Raw genomic sequence first — 19557 nt, 5'->3', positions numbered from 1 at the left:
CCTGAAGGAGGAAAACATATATGACACTTAATAACAAAACAATTATTGAAAAAGCAGACGTTACCCTTGCTACATTAGCTAGCGGTGGTTTAATGAACCCTGAGCAGGCTGATACATTCTTACGCATGGTACAAAGCGCTCCTACAATTTTAAAGGACTCACGCTTTGTTCAAATGGCTTCGGACACTCGTAAAATTGAAAAAATCGGCTTTGGTTCTCGTATTCTTCGTCCTGGTGTAGAAGGGAAAGTGTTAGCTGATGCAGATCGTTCCGCTCCAGCAACAAGCACAATTACATTAAATGCGAAAGAAGTAATTGCTGAAGTGCATATCACTTACGATACGCTAGAAAATAACATTGAGGGTAATAACCTACAAAATACGATTATGCAAATGCTTGCTGAACGTGCTGCATTAGATATTGAAGAATTAATTTTAAATGGTGATAAAACATCCGCTGATCCATATTTGGCTCTATTAGATGGTTTACGTAAACAAGCTAAGTCTCATGTAGTCGATCATGCTGCAGGTGCATTTTCGAAGGATGTATTTAAGAAAGCGTATAAATCTGTTCCTGCTAAATACCTTCGTAGCCCTAAAGATTGGAAGTTCTATACTTCGCACGGATTAGAAGTAGAATGGAAAGATCAAGTGGCAGGACGACAAACAAACTTAGGTGACTTCTCATTACAAGGCGGCCTTGCTTCTGCTTATGGAGTACCTGTTGATGGTATCGCGATGCTACAACCTTATACTGATACTACAAATACTGTATCTGATATTTTACTAACACATCCTAAAAACATTGTAGTTGGTATGAGCCGTAATATCCGTATTGAAGTTGATAAAGATATCCGCGCACGTAAATTTATCATTGTATTAACTGCTAAAATGGATACGAAGTTTGAAGAGGAAGATGCAGTAGCGAAAGTTATCAAAGTTAAGGAGTGATGACTTTTGAATTATTACGCTAAATTAATTATCGGTAAAACATATGACGTCCATGAACGTCTTTTTTTATTGGGTCAAGAAGAGAAGGTTACGAAGAAAACCTATGATTACCTAAATGGTAATGAACAATTCGAGGTCCGAAAAGAAGACAATAAATCTAAAGGAGAGGAGTGATAAGTATGGCACTTATTACTGCTCAAGAATTAATTGATTACACAGTATTACTTGAAGTTAAAAAACGTCCTGTTCCTTTATTGGAGCAGGACATACTTGAAGCAGATACAGAGATTTATAATCTCTCTAAAATAGATTTCACTGATAAGACGAAGTATCCTGAAGTGCCAGCAGAGGTAAAATTAGCGTGTAAGAAGTTAGCACAGTATTACGCTTATAAAAATGCTGATACAACTGCGATGAAGGGTATTAAGTCTGAAAGTATCGGTAGCGGTGATTATTCTTATACAAAGGATAGTTCCAGTATTGCGAAGCCTTCTGTATTATACCTTTTACAAAAGTTTATGGATCATAAAGGTAAGAATAAAGTCACATTCAAAATGAGGGCTATATAATGTCTCTTCAAGGGATGATGGTCCATGAATGTGATATTTACCATTTACAGAAGGAAACAAAGCCTGGTAAGTTCGGACAGCCAGGAGAAGAAGTGTATTTATACAAGGATACTCCTGATATAGCAGAACAAAGCTGCTACTTTATAGAAGGTACAACTGCCTCTATACAATCAGTACCAAACCAATTAAACAGTCAAGAAATCCGAGTATTGTTTATGCCGGATGCTGATGTTAAGCATAATGACAAAGTAATCAAAAAAGATACGAATGTCACTTATTATGTACGCAATCCCTTTCCAGTAAAAAATCCACACACTGGTGAGGTTTCACATATAAAAGCCATTGCAGAGAGGAAGAGTGAGCCATGGCTAGCCAAATAACGACTAGAGGGTTCCGTGAGTTCAGCGCCAAGTTGAATCGTATGGCAAATGGATTGGATCAGAACGTTGCTTTATGGCTTGAAGCTAGCGGATTTCAATTTCTAGAAGAGGTTCAAAATCAAATTATTTCATTAGCAGTTGTTGATACAAGACGACTGCTAAATTCGTTTGATAAAGGCGGAGACGGAAATGTATGGCGCTCCTCTGATGGCGGTTTAGTTTTAGAAATAGGGACGAATGTCGATTACGCTAAGCTTCAAAATGATGGGTGGCAGCAGGTAAGAAGATTCGTTCCAGGTAGATGGGAAGGTCATAATTTTGAATATGATCCACATGCACCTACTGGAATGATGCTAACTGCAAAATTCATAGAAGGTCGTCCGTATTGGGATAATGCAGTAGCAATATATGAGCGCATGTTCCAACGTTCATTTGACCGCCAATTTAAGCAATGGGTACAGAATGGAGCGAGATAATTATGTATGAGCAAATACATGGCTCTATGAAAGCTTTTGTATACGACAGTTTACCTGTTAATACATTCGCTTATCATAATCAAGTTCCAGAAGAATTAGTCATTCCATCGGTATATTATCCGATTTTATCTATAAATGATGATAAAACTTCAAAAGATCATTACACCTTACTATACACGATGATAGTAAGGTTTTTTAATACAACAACAGATAAGGCAATGCAAGCAGCAGAAAATGTTGCTAATAAAATCAGAAGCAACGGTTACACAGTACACCTTCGTAATGAAGATGGTAGTGAATCGATTGATACGATTTATTTTCGGAGAGTAACAACTGCTCCAAGTGGAGTTGGTTCTGCACAACTAACAATGATTTTTGAATACCAACAAGCTTATGTAAATTAAGGAGCGTGAAATATATGGCTGAAACAGCTGGAACAGTTAAGAACAAAATGTATCGTGGTGATGAATTTATTATCGCTGCAAAAATAAAGGATCAGACCAATCAATCCATATTAGTTAGACCATTTGATCAAACTGAAGACTCTCATAATATTGAGGCTGATGAAATTGAAGCAGAATCCAAAGATAGATCATATTCCGATTACGGAAAAAGAAAAGAAACTCGTTCGTTCTCTTGTACGTTAGCTGAAGGAGACCCATATTATCCTGCTGTTAAGGCTGCTATTAGAAATGGTGAATATATGGAGATTTATGAAATTAATATGAGAACGAAAGAAGCAGAAGCTGGTAACTATATGATTACTTCTTTTGAACGTTCTTCATCTAATGGTGAATTTGTTTCTTATTCAGTTGAAGTGAAATTATCCGGATCTGTAAGAACAGAAACACTCACAGAAATCCCTAAGGGTGCAGGTCAGTAAAGGACGGTAAAAACCGTCCTTTTTAAATTTGAAAATAATATCCGATTAAGAGGAGATTGATATATATGCGTTTTGAAATCGATAAAAAAGAATACGAATTAAAACTTACTTTTGGAAACATCTATGAATTAAATAAAAAATATGAAGGTGGTTCAAACGAAGTTGTAATGGCTTGTATGCAAGGAGATTTAGAGTTGTTTGTTGATGCTATCTACTTTGGATTAATGCATACAAAAGAAGGATTTACACGAGATAAAGTTATGGAGAACATTGAAAAACAATTTGAAGAGGGTAAAATCTCTCAAGAGTTTATTGAAGAACTTTTAAATGAGGTGGTAGCAGAAAGTACTTTTTACCAAAAGACAACAAAAAAGTTGAGAAAACAAATGAAGAAGCAGTATCTAGCCAAGAATCCAGAAGCAGTGGAGAACCCAGAGATGATGGAAATGGTAGAGGAAATGTTCGGGAAAATCGAAGAGTAAGAGAATTTACCCGCGAGGACCTAGATAAAATTCAGCAAGATGGTTTTAGATATTTAAAATTATTGCCTAGCGAGGTTATGGAACTTACCCCTCGTGAATTCGAAAATATGATGATAGGTCGGAATGAGCAGCACCTTGATGAGTTGCAAACAAATAGTATGTTTGCGCTTATGATGCGCGTAGCCTATCATCACGATCCTAAAAAGCAATTGAAACCAACTGATTTATTCGACCGTAATAAGTTGAATGGAGAAAATAATCAAGAGTTAACTATAGAAGAAAAAATGAAAAAAGCGCAAGAACATATGCAGTTCTTACAAAATCTCAACTTCGATTAGAAAGGAGGGAGAGATTTGGCCACACAAGAAGAATTAGTTGTTCAATTTAGGGCTGAAACCGATCAAATGCGTCGTGAAATTCAACAGATGCGTCGTGAAATGAACGATTTTGTCACATCAACCAGTCGAAGCTCCAGAGAATATCGACGCAGTATTGAAAGTATGGGAGATTCCAATAGTGAGTATAGTCGTAGATTACGGCAAATGAAATACGAACAACGAGAAGCTATGAAGCCTCATATTGAAGAATTAAAACGAACTAAACTCGCTTATTTAGATGCTGCTATGAGTATGAAAACATACTCTGGTAGCGCTCAGGATTTAATTGCTCAGGTTAACAGAATTGGTAAGGCAGAAAAAGCCGCGAATGATGAAATTATGAAACTAGACAGAATGAAACAAGCTAGTATTTTGCAAACCATCGGCATGTTGAACAATATGTCTACAACATCCAGTAAACTACAAGGCAACTTACAACGTATGGGTAATCCATTATACAACGTTTCTAGAGGTGCTTTAGCGGCAACAAATGCAATGGAACGATTGGCTAATAGAAGTAGTTCCGCTCAGTTAGCTTTAGAATTTCTTGGACCTACTGCGAATATGAAGCAGTTAAATGATCAAATTCGTATTATTAACCAATCTGTTATGGGAATGGGACAAGCGTTTTTAGTCGTTGGTGCTGGAGCAGTTATGTTTTATGGTAAATTGCATAAAGCCAATATGGAGATGAACCCTAAATACGCAAAAGCATATAAAGACATGATGGAGTCACTTACTGAAGCTTTACAGCCAATGAGGGATGCATTTGCCGCTTTAATGATTCCTATTTATAATTTTGTTAACACAATGGCAAAAATGGTCATCGCATTTAATGAAGCGCATCCTACTTTAGCAAAATTCATCCAAGGGACAATGATGTTAGTTCCAGCCTTAACACTCCTATTGCTGCCATTAGGTGCAGGAATGGGATTATTAAAAGGGTATAGAGCAGCGTTTGCTGCTTTATGGATGATTATTAAACCGGCGGTAATGGTGTTAGCTATGGCAAGTCCCGTAGCTTGGGCGCTAGCAGCTGCAATAACAGGTTTAGCTTTAGGGTTTACTTATGCTTATAAAAATATAGAACCATTTAGGAACGCAGTAAATAACGTGATAACCATTTTTAAAGCGTTTTGGCAAGTTTTACAAGGAAATAGTGATGGTGCAGCTAGTATGCTCACTACACTAGGAATGTCACCAGAGAATACTAGAGCGATCATATCATTTGGTGAAACAGTTCGAGGGGTAATTGAAACAATTAAGCAGGTTTTTTCAGGCTTTGCAGTATTCATGCAAGGCATTTTTGCGTTGTTCGCAGGTGATGAAGAAAACGGAACAGCATTATTAAAATCGTTAGGGATGAATCAGGCAACAATTACAACGGTTGTTAATACTGTATCGTCTATCAAGCAAGCAATAAGCGAATTTTTAAGCGGAATCTGGTCCTTCATGAATGAGATAGGAAACCAAATAGCCCAGTTTTGGCTAGAAAACGGCAGTCAGATAAAACAAGCCTTTTCCGATTGTTGGTCCGTAGCGAGTGAAATAATAAAATCGGTAATGCCGATTATAGTCACAGTTTTCCAATTTGCGTGGCCGATTATTAAAGAGATTGTGATTGGAACGCTAGAAGCGATACGTGATTTTATACAAGGAATTCTAAAAGTTATACTCGGAATCGTGAAAGTTTTTTCATCCCTTTTTACTGGCGATTGGGCTGGAGTGTGGGAAGGGGTTAAGGAAATTTGGTTCGGAGCACTAGAAGCGATTTGGGGTTACCTACAATTATGGGGTGCTGGTAGAGTCTTGAAATGGCTTGGTAAATTCGGAGACGACATAGGAAGGTTGTTCGGTAAGTTTTGGGGAGATATAAAGAAGATTTGGAATGATGCCCTTGCAGATTTATATGTATTCTTCGGATCAAAATTAGAAACTATAACCCGTCTTGCACAAAGTTGGGGTGGCATGTTCAAAAATTTCTTTGTTGGAATTTGGGACGCTATTATAGGCGGAATACAAAGCAAAATGAACAGTGTAGTTTCAGCTATTGGGTGGGTACTAGGTCAAGCGGTGAATACAGTCCAGCGTTTTGTAAGTTACTTTTTCACGATTGGTCAACAAATGATTTCTGGTCTGATGAATGGTATTTACAGTTATGCTAATAAACTTATAGACCAGGTGTTTAATATTGGTCGTTCCATAAAAGATACAATTACTGGATTTTTCCGTATCCACTCTCCTTCACGTGTGATGAGAGATATAGGGGTATACGTAGGTCAAGGTTTGGATCAAGGAATGGATAGCATGATCAATCCACTAGTGCGTACTGCATTAGATATGGCATCTGCTGTTAAAGATGGATTTTCCAGTTTGACAGATTCAATTCAGATGGGTGACATTCTTCCTGGTAATGTAGTAGCTCCTGTGATTCCTTCAATTTCAGGAAGTTACAATGCCCCATCATATGTATCTGGTGTTAATTCATCATCAGATTTCGGGCAACAAGCAATGATTAACTCTCAATCAGCTAATGTTGCAAGTCAAAATGATAATAGGTTAGTAGCAGCTGCAGTTAAAAATCTAGGTGACAAATTAGATAACTTACAAGTTGTAATGGAAGGTGAAACAGTAGGACGTATTGTAAGACCTCATGTAAATGAAGGGAATGCAGTCGAAAACACAGTAAGGAGGTACTTCTAATGGACGTACAAATCACACGATTAAATGGACAAACTATTAAACTATCTGACATAAGCGTCCAGGTGCAGGACTTCCGTGTGGGATCGATTGAAATGCGTCCTACCTATATAGATGTAGAGGGAGCGAATGGAAGAATTAGCACAGGATCTACTTATGGGGTACGGACTATTACCGTACCTTTTTATTTTAAAGCGCAGGATTTATTAGATGTAGCGATAACGAGAGACAAACTATTTGAAATGATACTAAGTACAGAATCTTTTTACATTCGGGAACTAAGACGACTAGAGTATCAAAATGGAGATAATCAATTCGTTAGTGGAAAACGATACAAAGTAAATATTTCTTCTACATTTGATATAGATCAGCAACTTAAATATGGGTTTGGTGAATTAGAATTTGAAACAGCAGACTTGCCATTCGCTGAATCGATTGGAAAATCATCAGATATTCAACGTGATGGGATTAGCCCAGGGAGTGGATTATGGGGAGCAGGGATGGGCATTATTAGTGATCCTGCGTCAAGGATATATAAACATAAAGCCGTATCAGGGCAGAGATTTCAAATTTTCAATCCTGGTAACATTCCAGTTCATCCTTTTGAACAAGAATTAAAAATAACGATTAGTGACGTAGCTGGTAGTACAGCAGGATTTATGCTTAAGAATCATACAAATCTTAGTACTGCAACAATAACATCATCTTTATATATTACAGACACCATTATTTACTCGGGTCCGAATATAGGTAGGAACGGCTTATCCTTTTTAAGGAATACAAAGAAGGATTTCATTGAGCTTGTACCAGGGTGGAATACCCTAGAAGTGTTTAATTGCACCTCAGCAACAATAGAATTCGATTTTAGATTTTACTACAAGTGAGGTGATTTAATATGTATGTACGTGATTTAGAAAATATAGAGTATATCACACAAACAACTTATTTAATTGAAGAAGAATTAAATGGGAATTGTGTGTTTTCTGCAAAGATGCCTCCTAATAAAGTGAATTTAACATTTCTTAATAGACTCTCAGAAATGTGGACTTTAGTCGATGATAATGAAACGGAATACAAAGTTGTTTATCTGAAAAAGCAGGGTGAAGGGCAAACATTAACTGCTGAGATTAAAGCGGTACCGAAATTTTATGATGACTTCGACAATGGCCGTGTGTATGAAGAATATAATCAATCTTTTACTGCGAATGCTTGTTTTGCAACTATTTTTAGTGGAAGTGGCTATATTTATCAATTAAACGGTAGTTACAACTCGCTACAATGGGAAGGATTTGGTGGTGGATCTACCCGACTTGAAATGTTTAAAGATGCATTGAATCGTTATGGAGCAGAATTTAAGGTGCTCGGCAAGGTTGTAACCATTGAACCGCAAATCGGAGTTGACTTAAACGTCATGTACCGCCATAGATTGAATGCTTCAAATATAGTTCAAGAAGTTGATGCATCAGGTTTTTGGACATACGCTAAAGGGTATGGCGATTTTACAGAAGAAGATGGATGGCAAGGTGCTAAATTGATTCGTGAGTATACATCACCACTTGCAAGTATTCCTGGAATCGGAGTGCGTCACGCTCCACCTTTAAAAGACGGTCGCATAAAATTATCCGCTACAATGGATAGCGGTTTAAAAACAATTGTGAATGAAAGTTTAAAAATTAGCGTAACTGCTGATATACACGATTTAACGAAACAGAAATACCCGATTGCGCAGAGTGGACTTGGTGATCGGGTATTTCTTATTGATGAAAGAATTGGATTGGATACAGAAGTGCGTGTTGTAAATCGTAGTGTGTTACGAGATTGGCGTGGCAACATTCTTGATGTTCAATTGACTTTCGGAAGTCAGGACATTACCAAAAGGTATCAGTCTAATTTGGATCATGCTGCTAAAACAATTAATGATTTGATAGAAGGACGAGAAAAACTCCCAATCAATGCAATGGCAGCAGAAGTAGCCAATGTTACGAAAATGATTCTAGGCGTAACTAGTGAAATTGATATTACACCACAAGGATTAATTGCAATAGATAAAACAAACCCAAATTATGTTGTGGTTTTGAATAGTGCAGGATTAGGCGTAAGTACAGACGGAGGAACAACCTTTAGAAATGCGATTACAGGCAGAGGAATTGTTGCTGAACGAATATTAGCAGGGGAAATCAAAGGTTCCACATTACGTACTGATAGTGGCTCTAACTACGTTCACATAGAAAAACAATTTATCCGTTTGATGGAGTCGAATTTAAACAGAATGTACTTTGGTTACTACTATGTAGACGGCAAGGTCCAACCTACAATTTTACTCCATGAAAATATAGACCCCGCAAAATTTAAAGATGGAACAATGGTTATATCACAACAAAACTTAGTTGGTGACTACATTGCAAATATGGGTATTACAAAAGGTTATGATCTTTCAGGAAACCCTTATTATCCGTCATTACTAAGGTTATACCATAATGGAAATATCTACTTAACTGGAGATAATATTACAACGATTACAGGTAAACAAGGTATTAAATTAATTTCTGATAACGCAAGTACTAGAATTGATGCGAAAAATATCAGTCAATACGCAAAGAACGGGGTGTATACCGTAGAAGCGACAAACGGAATCGCTTTTACAACGACATCTTCTTCTTTTTGGGTTGAGGCGCCAGAAGCTACTTTCAAATGTCAGGTGCGAACAAAAGGTATTAACGTATTTGATAATGCACCAGATTCCACAGGAACTATCAAATATATGAACGGATTCAAAGGTTGGGGGTTTTATGGTCATATTGGAGCACAAGGGTGGGCTTATATTAATATATCTTAGGAGGAAATTATGGAATATCAGTATTTAGGTATTGTAGTAACAATTAATGAAGACGGATCAGTAAAAATTCCATTAGATAAATTAGCCGATATCGGCGTAAAACCTGGTGATGTAGTTGAGATTTTCTCAGATCATGACCAGGTTTATTTGCGTAAAACAGATACATTTTGTGATATGTGCAAAAAGAATGCTCATTTGCATAAGTTAGGAACGTTAAACGTGTGCTCTGATTGCTTAACTAACTTACAGCAACAAGCAGCACAAGTATCACAACAATAAAAGAGGTGAGACCAATTGGCAGAAATACTTAAAATAAGAGAAATAACAATTGATACCATGCAGCACAAGGATTTCAATGTAAAAGAAGAGGAACTAAAGCTCATCCGGTTTTACCAGAATGATTTAAACTCTGCCAAACTATTAATCAATGTTACTCACGACAAAGTAGTAACAGATTTTTCGTCAGCAACTAGTGTACAAATTGCATTTTTAAAGCCTGATTGTAAACGAGTATTCCAAGATGTACAGAATGTAAATCAAATGCAGGGTAAGTACTATGTTGTTTTAAGTGCACAAACCCTGATTGCCTACGGTAATGTCATTGCACAATTGAGGTTCACTTTCCCGAATAACAAAGTAATTGAAACTTGCAAATTCGCATTCACAGTAAGTGAATCAATAATGTCTGATGAGGCGATGAAATCTACAAATGAATTTCCAGTAATCCAAAAAGCGATTGAAGCAGGTAAGAAGCTTGAAGGTGTAGATATTGACGGGATTATTGCTGCGGGTGAAAAAGCTGATGGAGCAGTCAAGCGTACAGGCGATAGAATGACAGGGCTTTTAGAATTTGATGTAAGTACAGGTGAGAAAGCTATCCGTGGATCAAGTGATGGTATAGCTCGTGCAGGTTTTTCTTTCAATACAAACCAGCTTATTGCGTATGACTGGGCAAATGCTCACCCTATATTCTATTTCGATTCCAATGAGAACTACTTCTATATGCAAGCCGAGACGAACCTGTTAAAGCGATCGGGTGGCACTATGGAAGGGCATCTAAACTTTACATCAAATAAGAACCTAGTTTTCAAAACTGATGCTGGTGTGGAACTGGCGACGATGGCGGTGGACGGAAACGGAAACTACTTCGCATGGAATAGTCCTGGTGGTAGATACTTATGGAAACTTGATCCTACAGGAAAGTTTGAAGTCAATGCTGATAACCTACTACCAAAGTCAGGCGGCGAAGTAACGGGTACTGTAGCGTATACAGACATCTTCCCGCAGGTATTCAAGAAAGCGGGTAGGAAATCGTGGGCGGTGCACAGATCTGATAACAATTCATTGATATTCGTACCTGAGTTAGTAGCGGGAACAAGTACGTGGGACTGGGCTAAACAAGTTGAACTTACTGAACATGGGACAGTTAGACAGTCTAACGATACAAACTGGACTGATATTACATTCCAACCGAACGTTACTAATATTGATGGACGTGTATCACAAGCACGACGAACAGGTGGAACAGTATCATTAGCCCTAACATACAGAGCCACATCATTGACTAACAATGCCATTGCCGTACTACCTAACCAATTCAAGCCTGGAAGACCTGTAGACACGCATGTTCCTGATGGTGCAGGTAGGGCTGCTAGGATTATTGTAGATGTGGATGGCACTGTTTATTGCTCTACATTAAATGAAGACATGCGAGCGTTACTCACATATACGGTATAAGGAGTTGATGACGTGTTAAACTTTGGTTACTGCTACAACGAAGAAGGAAAGTACACCGAAATGGTGCAAGAAGAAAAGAAAGCTATCTATAAGGAAGTCACGAAGTACAGGGAAGAAACAAAAAGGATCGTTACAGAAGAGAAGCTTTGTAAGGTACATGCCGTGAATGTTATCGGTAAAGAAAAGTGCCCTGACTGCGTCATGTATAATGCTGAGTTTAAAATCGTGCAGATTCCATATACAGAAAATGTATTCGTAGGGACAGAAACTGTAATCCCTTCTAACTGCACATATATTTCACCGCCTGACCAGGTGTACGAGCCTGTATTCAAGAATGGCGAGTGGGTTAAAACGGTAGAACCAGAACCTGTAGAACCTAAACCACAAGAACCATCAGAGTTAGAAAGAATTAAGCAACAATTAGCTGATATTCAGAAAGAACTAGAGGGCATCAAAAATCAGAAGCCACCAACTCTTGATGAAACAGAAGTACCAATAGCGTTTGCAGCACCTATACAAGATACACCAGATTATGAACATGAAATTAATAAAATAAAACAAGTCATTCCGGATTTAGGAGAGCAAATTGTTGATTTAAATAGTAGAATAGCGGATTTAGAAAACAAAGAGCAGGTGTAATTGACTGGTCTTTTTTATTTTTTAGAAAAGGAGGTGAACAATTGGAGAGAGTTCATGATATTTTCAGAAGTCTTAACATAATTGATGTTTTCAACTCTACAACATTTAAACTTGGTTCATTAGTTGGTGGAGGTTTAGGTACGTTTTTAAGTATCATATATGGAAAATCTAACTTAATATGGATTTGCATTTTAATGATGGTAGTCACTTTAGATTGGATTACTGGAAGCAAGGCATCTAAATTAGATGGATCGTATTCATCAGCATATGGAGTAGAAGGCATCGCGCGTACCGTGGTGCTTTTTTTATTGCCCTGTTTAGCTCACATGTTTGATATCGCGTTTAAGTTACCTGATTTCTTTTTCTTTATGGTAACTGGCGGTTTAACATATCACATTTTCAACAGTTTCACAGCTAATTGCGTTCGTGTTGGTTGGGATAAATGGATTCCAACGTGGTTATTGGAAAGTGTAGCGAGTGAAATTGAAGCAAAAATAAAACGTTCTGATACAAGGAAACGGAGGAAATAACGATGCAAGAGAAATTCAAGAATTATGGATTATGGGTAGCATTATTTGCGTTGGTAGGGATGGTATTAATGGATGCCGTTCCTCACTTTAACTTAGGAAGATATCAAGAATACGTAGATATGATTCTATACATTTTGATTGCTGCAGGTGTTGTATCTAATCCTACAGCTGGCAAGTGGTTTGCTGATAAACGAAATGAAGGAGCGGATAAGTAATGGGATATATTGTTGATATGTCTAAATGGAATGGAAGTCCTGATTGGGACACAGCAGCAAAACATTTAGATTTCGTTATTTCTCGTGTGCAGGATGGTTCTAACTATGTTGATCCCGTATACAAATCTTATGTAGCTGCAATGAAGGTTCGCAACATTCCTTTTGGTAATTATGCGTTCTGTAGGTTTGTATCGATTAATGATGCAAAGAAAGAAGCGCAGGACTTTTGGAATCGAGGTGACAAAAGCGCTACGGTTTGGGTGGCGGATGTAGAAGTGAAAACAATGGAGGACATGAAATCCGGTACACAAGCTTTTATCGATGAATTACGACGACTAGGTGCTAAGAAAGTTGGTTTATATGTTGGCCATCATATGTATGCTCCATTTGGTATGGCGAATGTAAAAAGTGACTTTGTATGGATTCCGCGTTATGGAGGTAATAAGCCATCATATCCTTGTGATATTTGGCAGTACACGGAGACAGGAAATGTACCTGGTATTGGCAAATGCGACCTAAATTCACTTATTGGAAGCAAGTCTTTATCTTGGTTTACTGAAGCAGAACAGAGACAGGAGCAAGTACGAGCGGAGGAACCTACACAAAACATCATCCAATCAGGTGCTTTTTCACCTTATGAAACTCCTGATGTTACAGGAGCGTTAACGTCCTTAAAAATGACTGCTAAATTCATTTTGCAACCTGATGGATTAACATATTTCATTTCCGACCCGACATCAGATGCGCAATTAAAAGCAATGAAAGAATACCTTGACCGTAAAAATTGGTGGTATGAAGTTAAATAAAAACAAGAGCCGTCCTGTTGGACGGCTTTTTATTTTGCATCAATAATATCAATAAATTTCAAGGTCATATTATTGTGAAATGCATCAGTGCAAAGTATAGATTTATTCAACGGGTCAATATCAACAACGGTCATATAGTTAGTGAGTAAAAAACCACCTTCGTAATATGTAACCAATATTTCTTCTTCAGATAACAATGAACATAACAACATGTTCTCAATCAATTCTTGTTCATCCTGGGTTAATGTAGGGCGTTCTACCTTCGTTTTTTCTTTAATAATTTCACGGATACCAGCGAATTGCTCAGGCATCGCTGCGAATGGAGTCCATTTGACCATTCCTCTTCCCTTTGGCATATTAGCGTTGTTCATGCTTTATGTCCCCCTAACAATGTGTTTCTGTATCTTGCTGTTGCACTATTTGTATACGAAATCCCTCTTAATATGCTGTTCTTTCCAAATTTAGTGCGTATTTCGTCCATTACCTTAGTTAGTTTCATTTCTTTTTCTCGTTGTATTACATTATCGAATAGTGAGATTTGTTCTTCGCCTTCATTGATTAAGTTAGTTAAAGAAACATTGATGGATCTAATGGGTTCTCCAGTATAAAACTCATGTAAATAATATGTACAAATCTTATATATATCCATTGTTAAATTGGTCGGTCGGTTCATAGTGTGAGTTTTTCTGAAACCACCAGAGTAATTCTTACTGTAACCAATAGAAAAATGGATAGTTTGAGCCAGTTTGTTTTGTCTTCTCATGCGGTAACAAACTTCCTCAATGTGTTCCAACAGAATAATCGGGAATTCCTCTATGGTGTAATCACGCATAAGTATTTGGCTTTTGCCAATAGAAGTTGTTGCTGGAGCATATTTTTCTGATATTCGGCTAAAATCAATGCCGTTGCTATGTAAGTGTAGTTCTTCGCCAATGACACCAAAGCTTTGCTTTAAGTATTTGAGTGGGTATTGCGCCAAGTCTCCGATTGAATGAATTCCTTTTCGGTTTAACTTCGCTTCTGTCTTACCCGAAATTCCCCAAAACTTAGTAAGTGGTCGTATTGGCCATAATTTTATGGGTACATCTTCGTACTTCCAGTATGCTATGCAATCTTTTGTTTTCTTCGCTTCTACATCTAAGGCTACCTTGCTCATTAAAGGGTTAGGACCAATTCCTATCGTGCATTCAATTCGTGTTTTCGCATATATCTCTCGTTTGAATTTCAATGCAAACTCATACGGATCGTTAGCAAATAAATGAATACTATCCGTAATATCCATAAAAAACTCATCGATAGAATATTGGTGAAAATCCTCTACAGTAACGTATTGTAGGGCTAATTTCGTGATGAAATTGGAACATTTAATATAGGTTTCCATAATTGGATTTACCACAAGGATATCGTTACGACGTGGTATTTCATACAATCTAGCCATTTTCTTTACGCCTAACGCTTTTAATGGTGGAGTTGCAGCCAAAACAATAGAGCCACTCCTATTTACATCACCAACTACAGCTAACTTCGTGTGAAGTGGGTCTAATCCCATCTTGATACAACTGACTGAAGCATAAAAGCTACGAAGATCTACACATAAAACAATTCGGTTCGGTAATATTGAATAGTCATACACCGTTATTCCCCCTAAATAACAGAACGTTAGTTCTTATTATATACGAATGTATGTTCTTTTATGAAGAGGTTTTTTCAAAAAAAATAAAAATAGCTTCACTTGTTTAAGTGAAGCTACATCCAAAAATCGTCATAATCAACATCCTTATGCGTTATCTTTTTCAAAGCCCTAACAATCTTTTGTGCATTTTTCATTGTTGGTGCGAATGCATCTCCTTGACATATTCGACTTATGGTAGATTTACTTACCCCACTTTCTTCAGCTAATTCTTGCTGAGTAACCCCGTTTTTATCCAAAAAACGAGCTATTTTTGAACGCCTTCCTTTCCCTAGGTTAAGCCAATTCATTTTGATCACTCCTGTATTTAATTCGTTAGTACAAGAATGTCCAAAAGTTTTATTTTTAAAACCTCCAGAAAATAGGAATGTTAAGCAAGCAGTATGAAATACCTTTTACCATACCAAACAAATTACGATTATCAGTTCCAAATTAATATCCTTTTAAAACTTCGTTTCACCTATTCCAAATAGAATTCGTTCACAGAATACTGCTACAGACATTACAAGATTAGTATTTTCAATGTTTCATAGCTGTTTTTATCTCTTCTAATCTTCAGGGACTATTCTTGCAGAATACACAAAGAAGGGTGGTGTGAGTTTGTGATATTTGAGTTAGTAAGTTCAGCTGCAGTCGGTGGTGTAGTCTTTCTATCAAAAATGCATCAAAAAGGCGCGACAAATGATGCTTCCAAGATTCAAAGGATTTGCGCAAACTGCGGTTTGAAAGTAAAAGAAGGAAAAGAGACCAGGACTATACAGCTCCTTCGCAAAACGAGAAATGATTGGGGAGTTGAATATGCGTATAGGATTCCACTTGGTCTTAGCTTCTCCGATTTTGAACAAAAGATGCAGCATTTAGAGGATGGATTAAATCACAAGAGCAAAGTTTATGATTTCAAATTACAAGACTTAAAATCTCTCCGAATGCGGAAAGATATTTTAAAACAAATACAAAACATCATAAACAAGAAAAAACTCGTTAGAAAGGAAATTGAGCTGTCTTACGATGGTTTGCTAAAAATACGAGTTTATGAGAAAGGGATTCCTGATTTCGTTAAATTTGAAGAGGATATGATGAAGCAATGTAGGGGGTGGGAGGTACCGATTGGTTATACGAGGGATGGATTAGTAAAACATGACTTTGATCAATTAGCACACATGATATCAGCCGGCATGACGGACATGGGTAAATCAAATGTATTAAAACTAATAATCACATCACTAGTACGTAACCAATCAGAAAATACAAAGCTATTCCTTATAGATTTGAAGGGTGGTCTCTCTTTTAACCGATACAGATTCTTAAACCAGGTCGAATCAATTGCGAAGAATCCAGAGGAAGCCCTTGAGACTCTAAAGGAATTGCAAGATAAACTGAATGCTAGAAACGAATACTTACTAGAAAAAGGATACGAAGATATAAAAGAAGCTGGAGATCCAACGAGGTACTTTGTCATTGTAGATGAAGCAGCCGACATGACGCCATATCAGGATTGCAGAGAGATCATCGTTGATATAGGTCGTCGTGGCAGAGCAGCGGGATTTCGCTTGGTATATGCGACGCAGTATCCGACTAATGAAGCTTTGCCATCGCAATTACGCCAAAACATAGGTGCTCGTATTTGCTTTAGATTACAGACAGAAGCAGGGAGCCGTGCCGTTTTAGATGAGGGCGGCGCAGAAAGTCTTCCCAATATAAAGGGAAGGGCTATATACCAAACGAACGAGAAGAAGGTCCTGCAGACGATTTATATTGATAATAAACAAATCGATAACATTATAAAGCCACACATCAACATCAGAGCGAGGAAGGAGCATGAAGATGCAAAAACTAGCCATGAAGGAAGCGAGAACGGAAAGTATACTCTTGAGCTTGAAGAAACTCGGCTTTCTTAGCAGAAAGCAAATCCAGGTACTTCATGATCTTGGTGGTGACAGGAATGCTTCTCGTGTAATGAAAACCCTAGAAGAATATGTTTCTAGCTTTAGGGATGGAGAAAAGGTGTACTATCTCAATAAAGAAGGACGCGAACGTATCGGGAGTAAGAAAATACTCAAACGTTCGAATCAATTCCGCCACTACATCATGCGAAATGACATCTACATTGCTTACGAATGCCCGAAAACGTGGAAGCAGGAAGTGAAGATGAATGTGAAAGGTATCGTTTCCATAATTGCAGATGCACTATTCACGGATAATAGCCGTTATCACATAGTAGAAGTGGACCATGAGCAAAAGATGAGCGCGAACCGTATCAAGATGCAAAAGTATCGCAAATTGATTGAATGCAAGGTATTTGAGAAGCCACCTAAATTTATTTGGTACACCACAACGGAATACCGCAGAAAACAACTCCAGAAGCTTTGCGAGGGATTGGATTGCAACATATTTACGGTTACTGATTTCCATTAAAAACAGGGAGATGGTCCATATGGCAGCAGAGACGATGAGCATCAAAGATTTTATGGATGGTAACTATGGAGCGAAGAAAAAGTGGAGCTTGTTCAAAAAGAAAGCAAAAAAATACGCACCTGTCGCAGTGCGCATTTCATTAGTAATCGGTAGTGCTATTATATTCAGCAACATTATAGATATTCCGCATGTATTTGCTGACGGAAATAATCCAGATGTGAATGAAGTATTTAAAGATGTGCAGTCCAATGATGGGGCAATAAAAAATTATATAGATGGCCAGTTATACAATCGTATTGTAAATGCATTTGAGCCGGTTATCTTCTTGATCAAAGCAGTATCCTATCCAATAGCATCCGTTGTAGCGTTATGCGGTGGTTTGTTCATAATGGTTGGTAGTCAGGAACGGGGATTCTCGCTAATAAGTCGTGCAGGGATTGGCTATATTGTAGTCCAAATGATTCCATTGTTTATGAGATTACTTGTTGAAATTGCTAAGGCAATATAAATATTTCCCTCTCTTAAACTGAATAAATAAGTGTTGCTTTTTAATAATAATAGAATTCTAATCATTGATTAATGAAAATATTATCATATCTATTTATAATGGGTATAAATAGAGAGGGGTTTTAATATGGAATTGTATGAAAAATATTTCAATTACCAGCCTGATTTTAAAAAAATGTTTGAAGAAGGCGCTATAATCGTTCCGGATACTAACTTTTTATTGGCGGCTTACCAATCACGTAACGTTACTATTGATGAAGTAAAAAAAGTGTTAGAAGGACTAAATAAAAATAATAGACTTATTATACCCGAACAAGTTATATATGAGTTTTCTGAAAATAGACAACGCATTATTTTGGAACAAATCTCAAGTATAGATGATGAAATGAATAAAGTTTACAATCCTCAAAAAGAAATGAAGAAATTTATGCCAGCTGCTGAAACTTCGACAGAAATAATGGATGCTCAAAAGAAAAGAGATGATTTATATAATGCATCGCAAGAATATAAAAAAAGTTTGAAAAAGGTAAGAGAAAAGATATTAGCATTAATAACTCATGATGAGTATTTCGAATTTATCAAAGAACTTTGTCAGAAGTCTTTTTATCCGTACTCAAAAAGTAAGGATGTTTTGAGGGAAGAAGGATTAAGAAGAATTTCTCTTGGTATAAAACCAGGAACAAATGAAAATAAAAGCGATCCAACTGGAGACTATATAATTTGGTCTGAGATGATGACTTTAAAACAAAATGTAATTTTTGTTAGTAACGACCAAAAGAAAGATTGGATACATAAAAATAATAAAAATCTACAACTAGGTGTGGACCAAACGTTATTATCTGAATTCTTTTCTGTAACAGGCGGGAAGTATTTTGTCCATGTTACTCCTAAAGAATTTATTAAATTCTTGGTTCCAGCATTAGAAAAAGCCGTAGAAGAAGATTTAGATTTTTCGGTTTTAAATACTATTCCTGAAAGTAAAGGTCTTTGGGAAATACACTTGAACAGAATTCCTACAATAGATGATGTGAAAATTGTTGAAAAGATAATGCGTTTATCTGGCGTTATAAATCCTTCAGTATTTTTGACATATGAAGATGAAAAGGCGTTTTCAATTATTGCTAGTTCATTTGGATTGGAAAAGAATATAATTGACCAAATTACCGAAATTATAGAGGAACAATTCGCAGAAGAATTGTGTGGATTATCTTACCCAGGTGCAGCTTTCTATGTATATAATTAATTACTAAATAAAATTAGATTTATAAAATAATAGACATCCTTTTGTAGTCAATTAGTAATTCTATGAATTTAATAGGCTATCAATTTCTGCTGAATTCAAAAAAATTCCAAACAAAAAGAACC

25 protein-coding genes are annotated in these 19557 nt (G+C 36.9%); 22 read left to right on the top strand and 3 right to left on the bottom strand.

Annotated elements, in window-relative coordinates:
* Positions 1 to 20: 20 nt before the first annotated feature.
* From MR113_RS14410 to MR113_RS14325, 18 genes are all read left to right on the top strand, one after another.
* Positions 21 to 950 carry a phage major capsid protein gene (locus MR113_RS14410; RefSeq protein ID WP_242255034.1) on the top strand — a complete coding sequence of 310 codons (930 nt, stop codon included), beginning with the start codon at positions 21 to 23 and terminating at the stop codon, positions 948 to 950.
* A 6-nt stretch (positions 951 to 956) separates the two neighbouring features.
* Positions 957 to 1124, top strand: a complete 168-nt coding sequence (locus MR113_RS28355; protein WP_277929697.1) for a YqbF domain-containing protein — start codon at positions 957 to 959, stop codon at positions 1122 to 1124.
* Positions 1125 to 1129: 5 nt separating this feature from the next.
* Positions 1130 to 1519, top strand: a complete 390-nt coding sequence (gene yqbG / locus MR113_RS14405) for a protein YqbG (protein WP_242255033.1) — start codon at positions 1130 to 1132, stop codon at positions 1517 to 1519.
* Positions 1519 to 1899 (top strand): DUF3599 family protein, encoded by a 381-nt coding sequence (locus MR113_RS14400; RefSeq protein WP_242255032.1) that lies wholly within the window; start codon positions 1519 to 1521, stop codon positions 1897 to 1899. The genes yqbG and MR113_RS14400 overlap by 1 nt, the downstream gene beginning before the upstream one ends.
* Entirely contained in the window at positions 1884 to 2375 is a 492-nt protein-coding gene (locus MR113_RS14395) for an HK97 gp10 family phage protein (protein WP_242255030.1), read from the top strand. Before MR113_RS14400 ends, MR113_RS14395 begins: the two co-directional genes overlap by 16 nt.
* Positions 2376 to 2377: 2 nt before the next feature.
* Positions 2378 to 2779 (top strand): hypothetical protein, encoded by a 402-nt coding sequence (locus MR113_RS14390; RefSeq protein ID WP_242255028.1) that lies wholly within the window; start codon positions 2378 to 2380, stop codon positions 2777 to 2779.
* Positions 2780 to 2793: 14 nt separating this feature from the next.
* A complete protein-coding gene (locus MR113_RS14385) occupies positions 2794 to 3258 on the top strand; it encodes a phage major tail protein, TP901-1 family (RefSeq protein WP_071726339.1) in 465 nt (154 codons plus the stop codon).
* A 65-nt stretch (positions 3259 to 3323) separates the two neighbouring features.
* Entirely contained in the window at positions 3324 to 3740 is a 417-nt protein-coding gene (locus tag MR113_RS14380; protein WP_242255025.1) for a tail assembly chaperone, read from the top strand.
* 77 nt (positions 3741 to 3817) lie between these two features.
* Entirely contained in the window at positions 3818 to 4078 is a 261-nt protein-coding gene (locus MR113_RS14375; protein ID WP_242255022.1) for a hypothetical protein, read from the top strand.
* A 15-nt stretch (positions 4079 to 4093) separates the two neighbouring features.
* Positions 4094 to 6820, top strand: a complete 2727-nt coding sequence (locus tag MR113_RS14370) for a phage tail protein (RefSeq protein WP_242255021.1) — start codon at positions 4094 to 4096, stop codon at positions 6818 to 6820.
* Positions 6820 to 7701, top strand: a complete 882-nt coding sequence (locus MR113_RS14365) for a phage tail domain-containing protein (protein WP_242255019.1) — start codon at positions 6820 to 6822, stop codon at positions 7699 to 7701. The genes MR113_RS14370 and MR113_RS14365 overlap by 1 nt, the downstream gene beginning before the upstream one ends.
* An 11-nt stretch (positions 7702 to 7712) precedes the next feature.
* On the top strand, positions 7713 to 9653 hold the full coding sequence (locus MR113_RS14360; RefSeq protein ID WP_242255016.1) for a phage tail protein: 1941 nt from the start codon (positions 7713 to 7715) through the stop codon (positions 9651 to 9653).
* A gap of 9 nt (positions 9654 to 9662) precedes the next feature.
* Positions 9663 to 9932: an AbrB/MazE/SpoVT family DNA-binding domain-containing protein gene (locus MR113_RS14355; protein ID WP_242255014.1), complete on the top strand. Its 270-nt coding sequence runs from the start codon at positions 9663 to 9665 to the stop codon at positions 9930 to 9932.
* A 57-nt stretch (positions 9933 to 9989) separates the two neighbouring features.
* The gene (locus MR113_RS14345) at positions 9990 to 11390 is read left to right on the top strand and encodes a BppU family phage baseplate upper protein (protein WP_277929700.1); all 1401 of its coding nucleotides are present in this window, start codon (positions 9990 to 9992) and stop codon (positions 11388 to 11390) included.
* Positions 11391 to 11450: 60 nt separating this feature from the next.
* Positions 11451 to 12029, top strand: a complete 579-nt coding sequence (locus tag MR113_RS14340; protein WP_242255095.1) for a hypothetical protein — start codon at positions 11451 to 11453, stop codon at positions 12027 to 12029.
* A gap of 41 nt (positions 12030 to 12070) precedes the next feature.
* Positions 12071 to 12559 carry a phage holin family protein gene (locus MR113_RS14335; protein WP_098582243.1) on the top strand — a complete coding sequence of 163 codons (489 nt, stop codon included), beginning with the start codon at positions 12071 to 12073 and terminating at the stop codon, positions 12557 to 12559.
* Positions 12560 to 12561: 2 nt separating this feature from the next.
* Positions 12562 to 12774 carry a hypothetical protein gene (locus MR113_RS14330; RefSeq protein ID WP_222660196.1) on the top strand — a complete coding sequence of 71 codons (213 nt, stop codon included), beginning with the start codon at positions 12562 to 12564 and terminating at the stop codon, positions 12772 to 12774.
* A complete protein-coding gene (locus tag MR113_RS14325; protein ID WP_242255011.1) occupies positions 12774 to 13580 on the top strand; it encodes an N-acetylmuramoyl-L-alanine amidase C-terminal domain-containing protein in 807 nt (268 codons plus the stop codon). The genes MR113_RS14330 and MR113_RS14325 overlap by 1 nt, the downstream gene beginning before the upstream one ends.
* 29 nt (positions 13581 to 13609) lie before the next feature.
* Here MR113_RS14325 and MR113_RS14320 read toward each other — a convergent pair whose 3' ends face one another.
* The 3 genes from MR113_RS14320 to MR113_RS14310 form a co-directional block, all read right to left on the bottom strand.
* Positions 13610 to 13951, bottom strand: coding sequence for a YolD-like family protein (locus MR113_RS14320; protein WP_242255009.1), 342 nt, complete (start codon positions 13949 to 13951; stop codon positions 13610 to 13612).
* Positions 13948 to 15213, bottom strand: coding sequence for a Y-family DNA polymerase (locus tag MR113_RS14315; RefSeq protein WP_242255008.1), 1266 nt, complete (start codon positions 15211 to 15213; stop codon positions 13948 to 13950). The genes MR113_RS14320 and MR113_RS14315 overlap by 4 nt, the downstream gene beginning before the upstream one ends.
* A gap of 113 nt (positions 15214 to 15326) precedes the next feature.
* Positions 15327 to 15560, bottom strand: coding sequence for a helix-turn-helix domain-containing protein (locus MR113_RS14310; protein ID WP_098355248.1), 234 nt, complete (start codon positions 15558 to 15560; stop codon positions 15327 to 15329).
* A gap of 312 nt (positions 15561 to 15872) precedes the next feature.
* Between MR113_RS14310 and MR113_RS14305 the strand changes: the two genes are divergently transcribed.
* The 4 genes from MR113_RS14305 (at position 15873) to MR113_RS14290 (ending at position 19435) form a co-directional block, all read left to right on the top strand.
* Complete coding sequence (locus tag MR113_RS14305; RefSeq protein ID WP_242255007.1) at positions 15873 to 17168, top strand: FtsK/SpoIIIE domain-containing protein; 1296 nt, start codon at positions 15873 to 15875, stop codon at positions 17166 to 17168.
* Positions 17140 to 17685 carry a replication-relaxation family protein gene (locus tag MR113_RS14300; RefSeq protein ID WP_313895080.1) on the top strand — a complete coding sequence of 182 codons (546 nt, stop codon included), beginning with the start codon at positions 17140 to 17142 and terminating at the stop codon, positions 17683 to 17685. Before MR113_RS14305 ends, MR113_RS14300 begins: the two co-directional genes overlap by 29 nt.
* Positions 17686 to 17704: 19 nt before the next feature.
* A complete protein-coding gene (locus tag MR113_RS14295; protein ID WP_106383555.1) occupies positions 17705 to 18193 on the top strand; it encodes a hypothetical protein in 489 nt (162 codons plus the stop codon).
* Positions 18194 to 18319: 126 nt separating this feature from the next.
* A complete protein-coding gene (locus tag MR113_RS14290) occupies positions 18320 to 19435 on the top strand; it encodes a PIN-like domain-containing protein (RefSeq protein ID WP_242255004.1) in 1116 nt (371 codons plus the stop codon).
* Positions 19436 to 19557: the final 122 nt, after the last annotated feature.

The sequence above is a fragment of the Bacillus cereus group sp. BfR-BA-01379 genome, assembly GCF_022663605.1.
GTDB classification, from domain to species: domain Bacteria; phylum Bacillota; class Bacilli; order Bacillales; family Bacillaceae_G; genus Bacillus_A; species Bacillus_A mobilis.
This window is presented reverse-complemented; position numbering and strand designations above follow the sequence as displayed.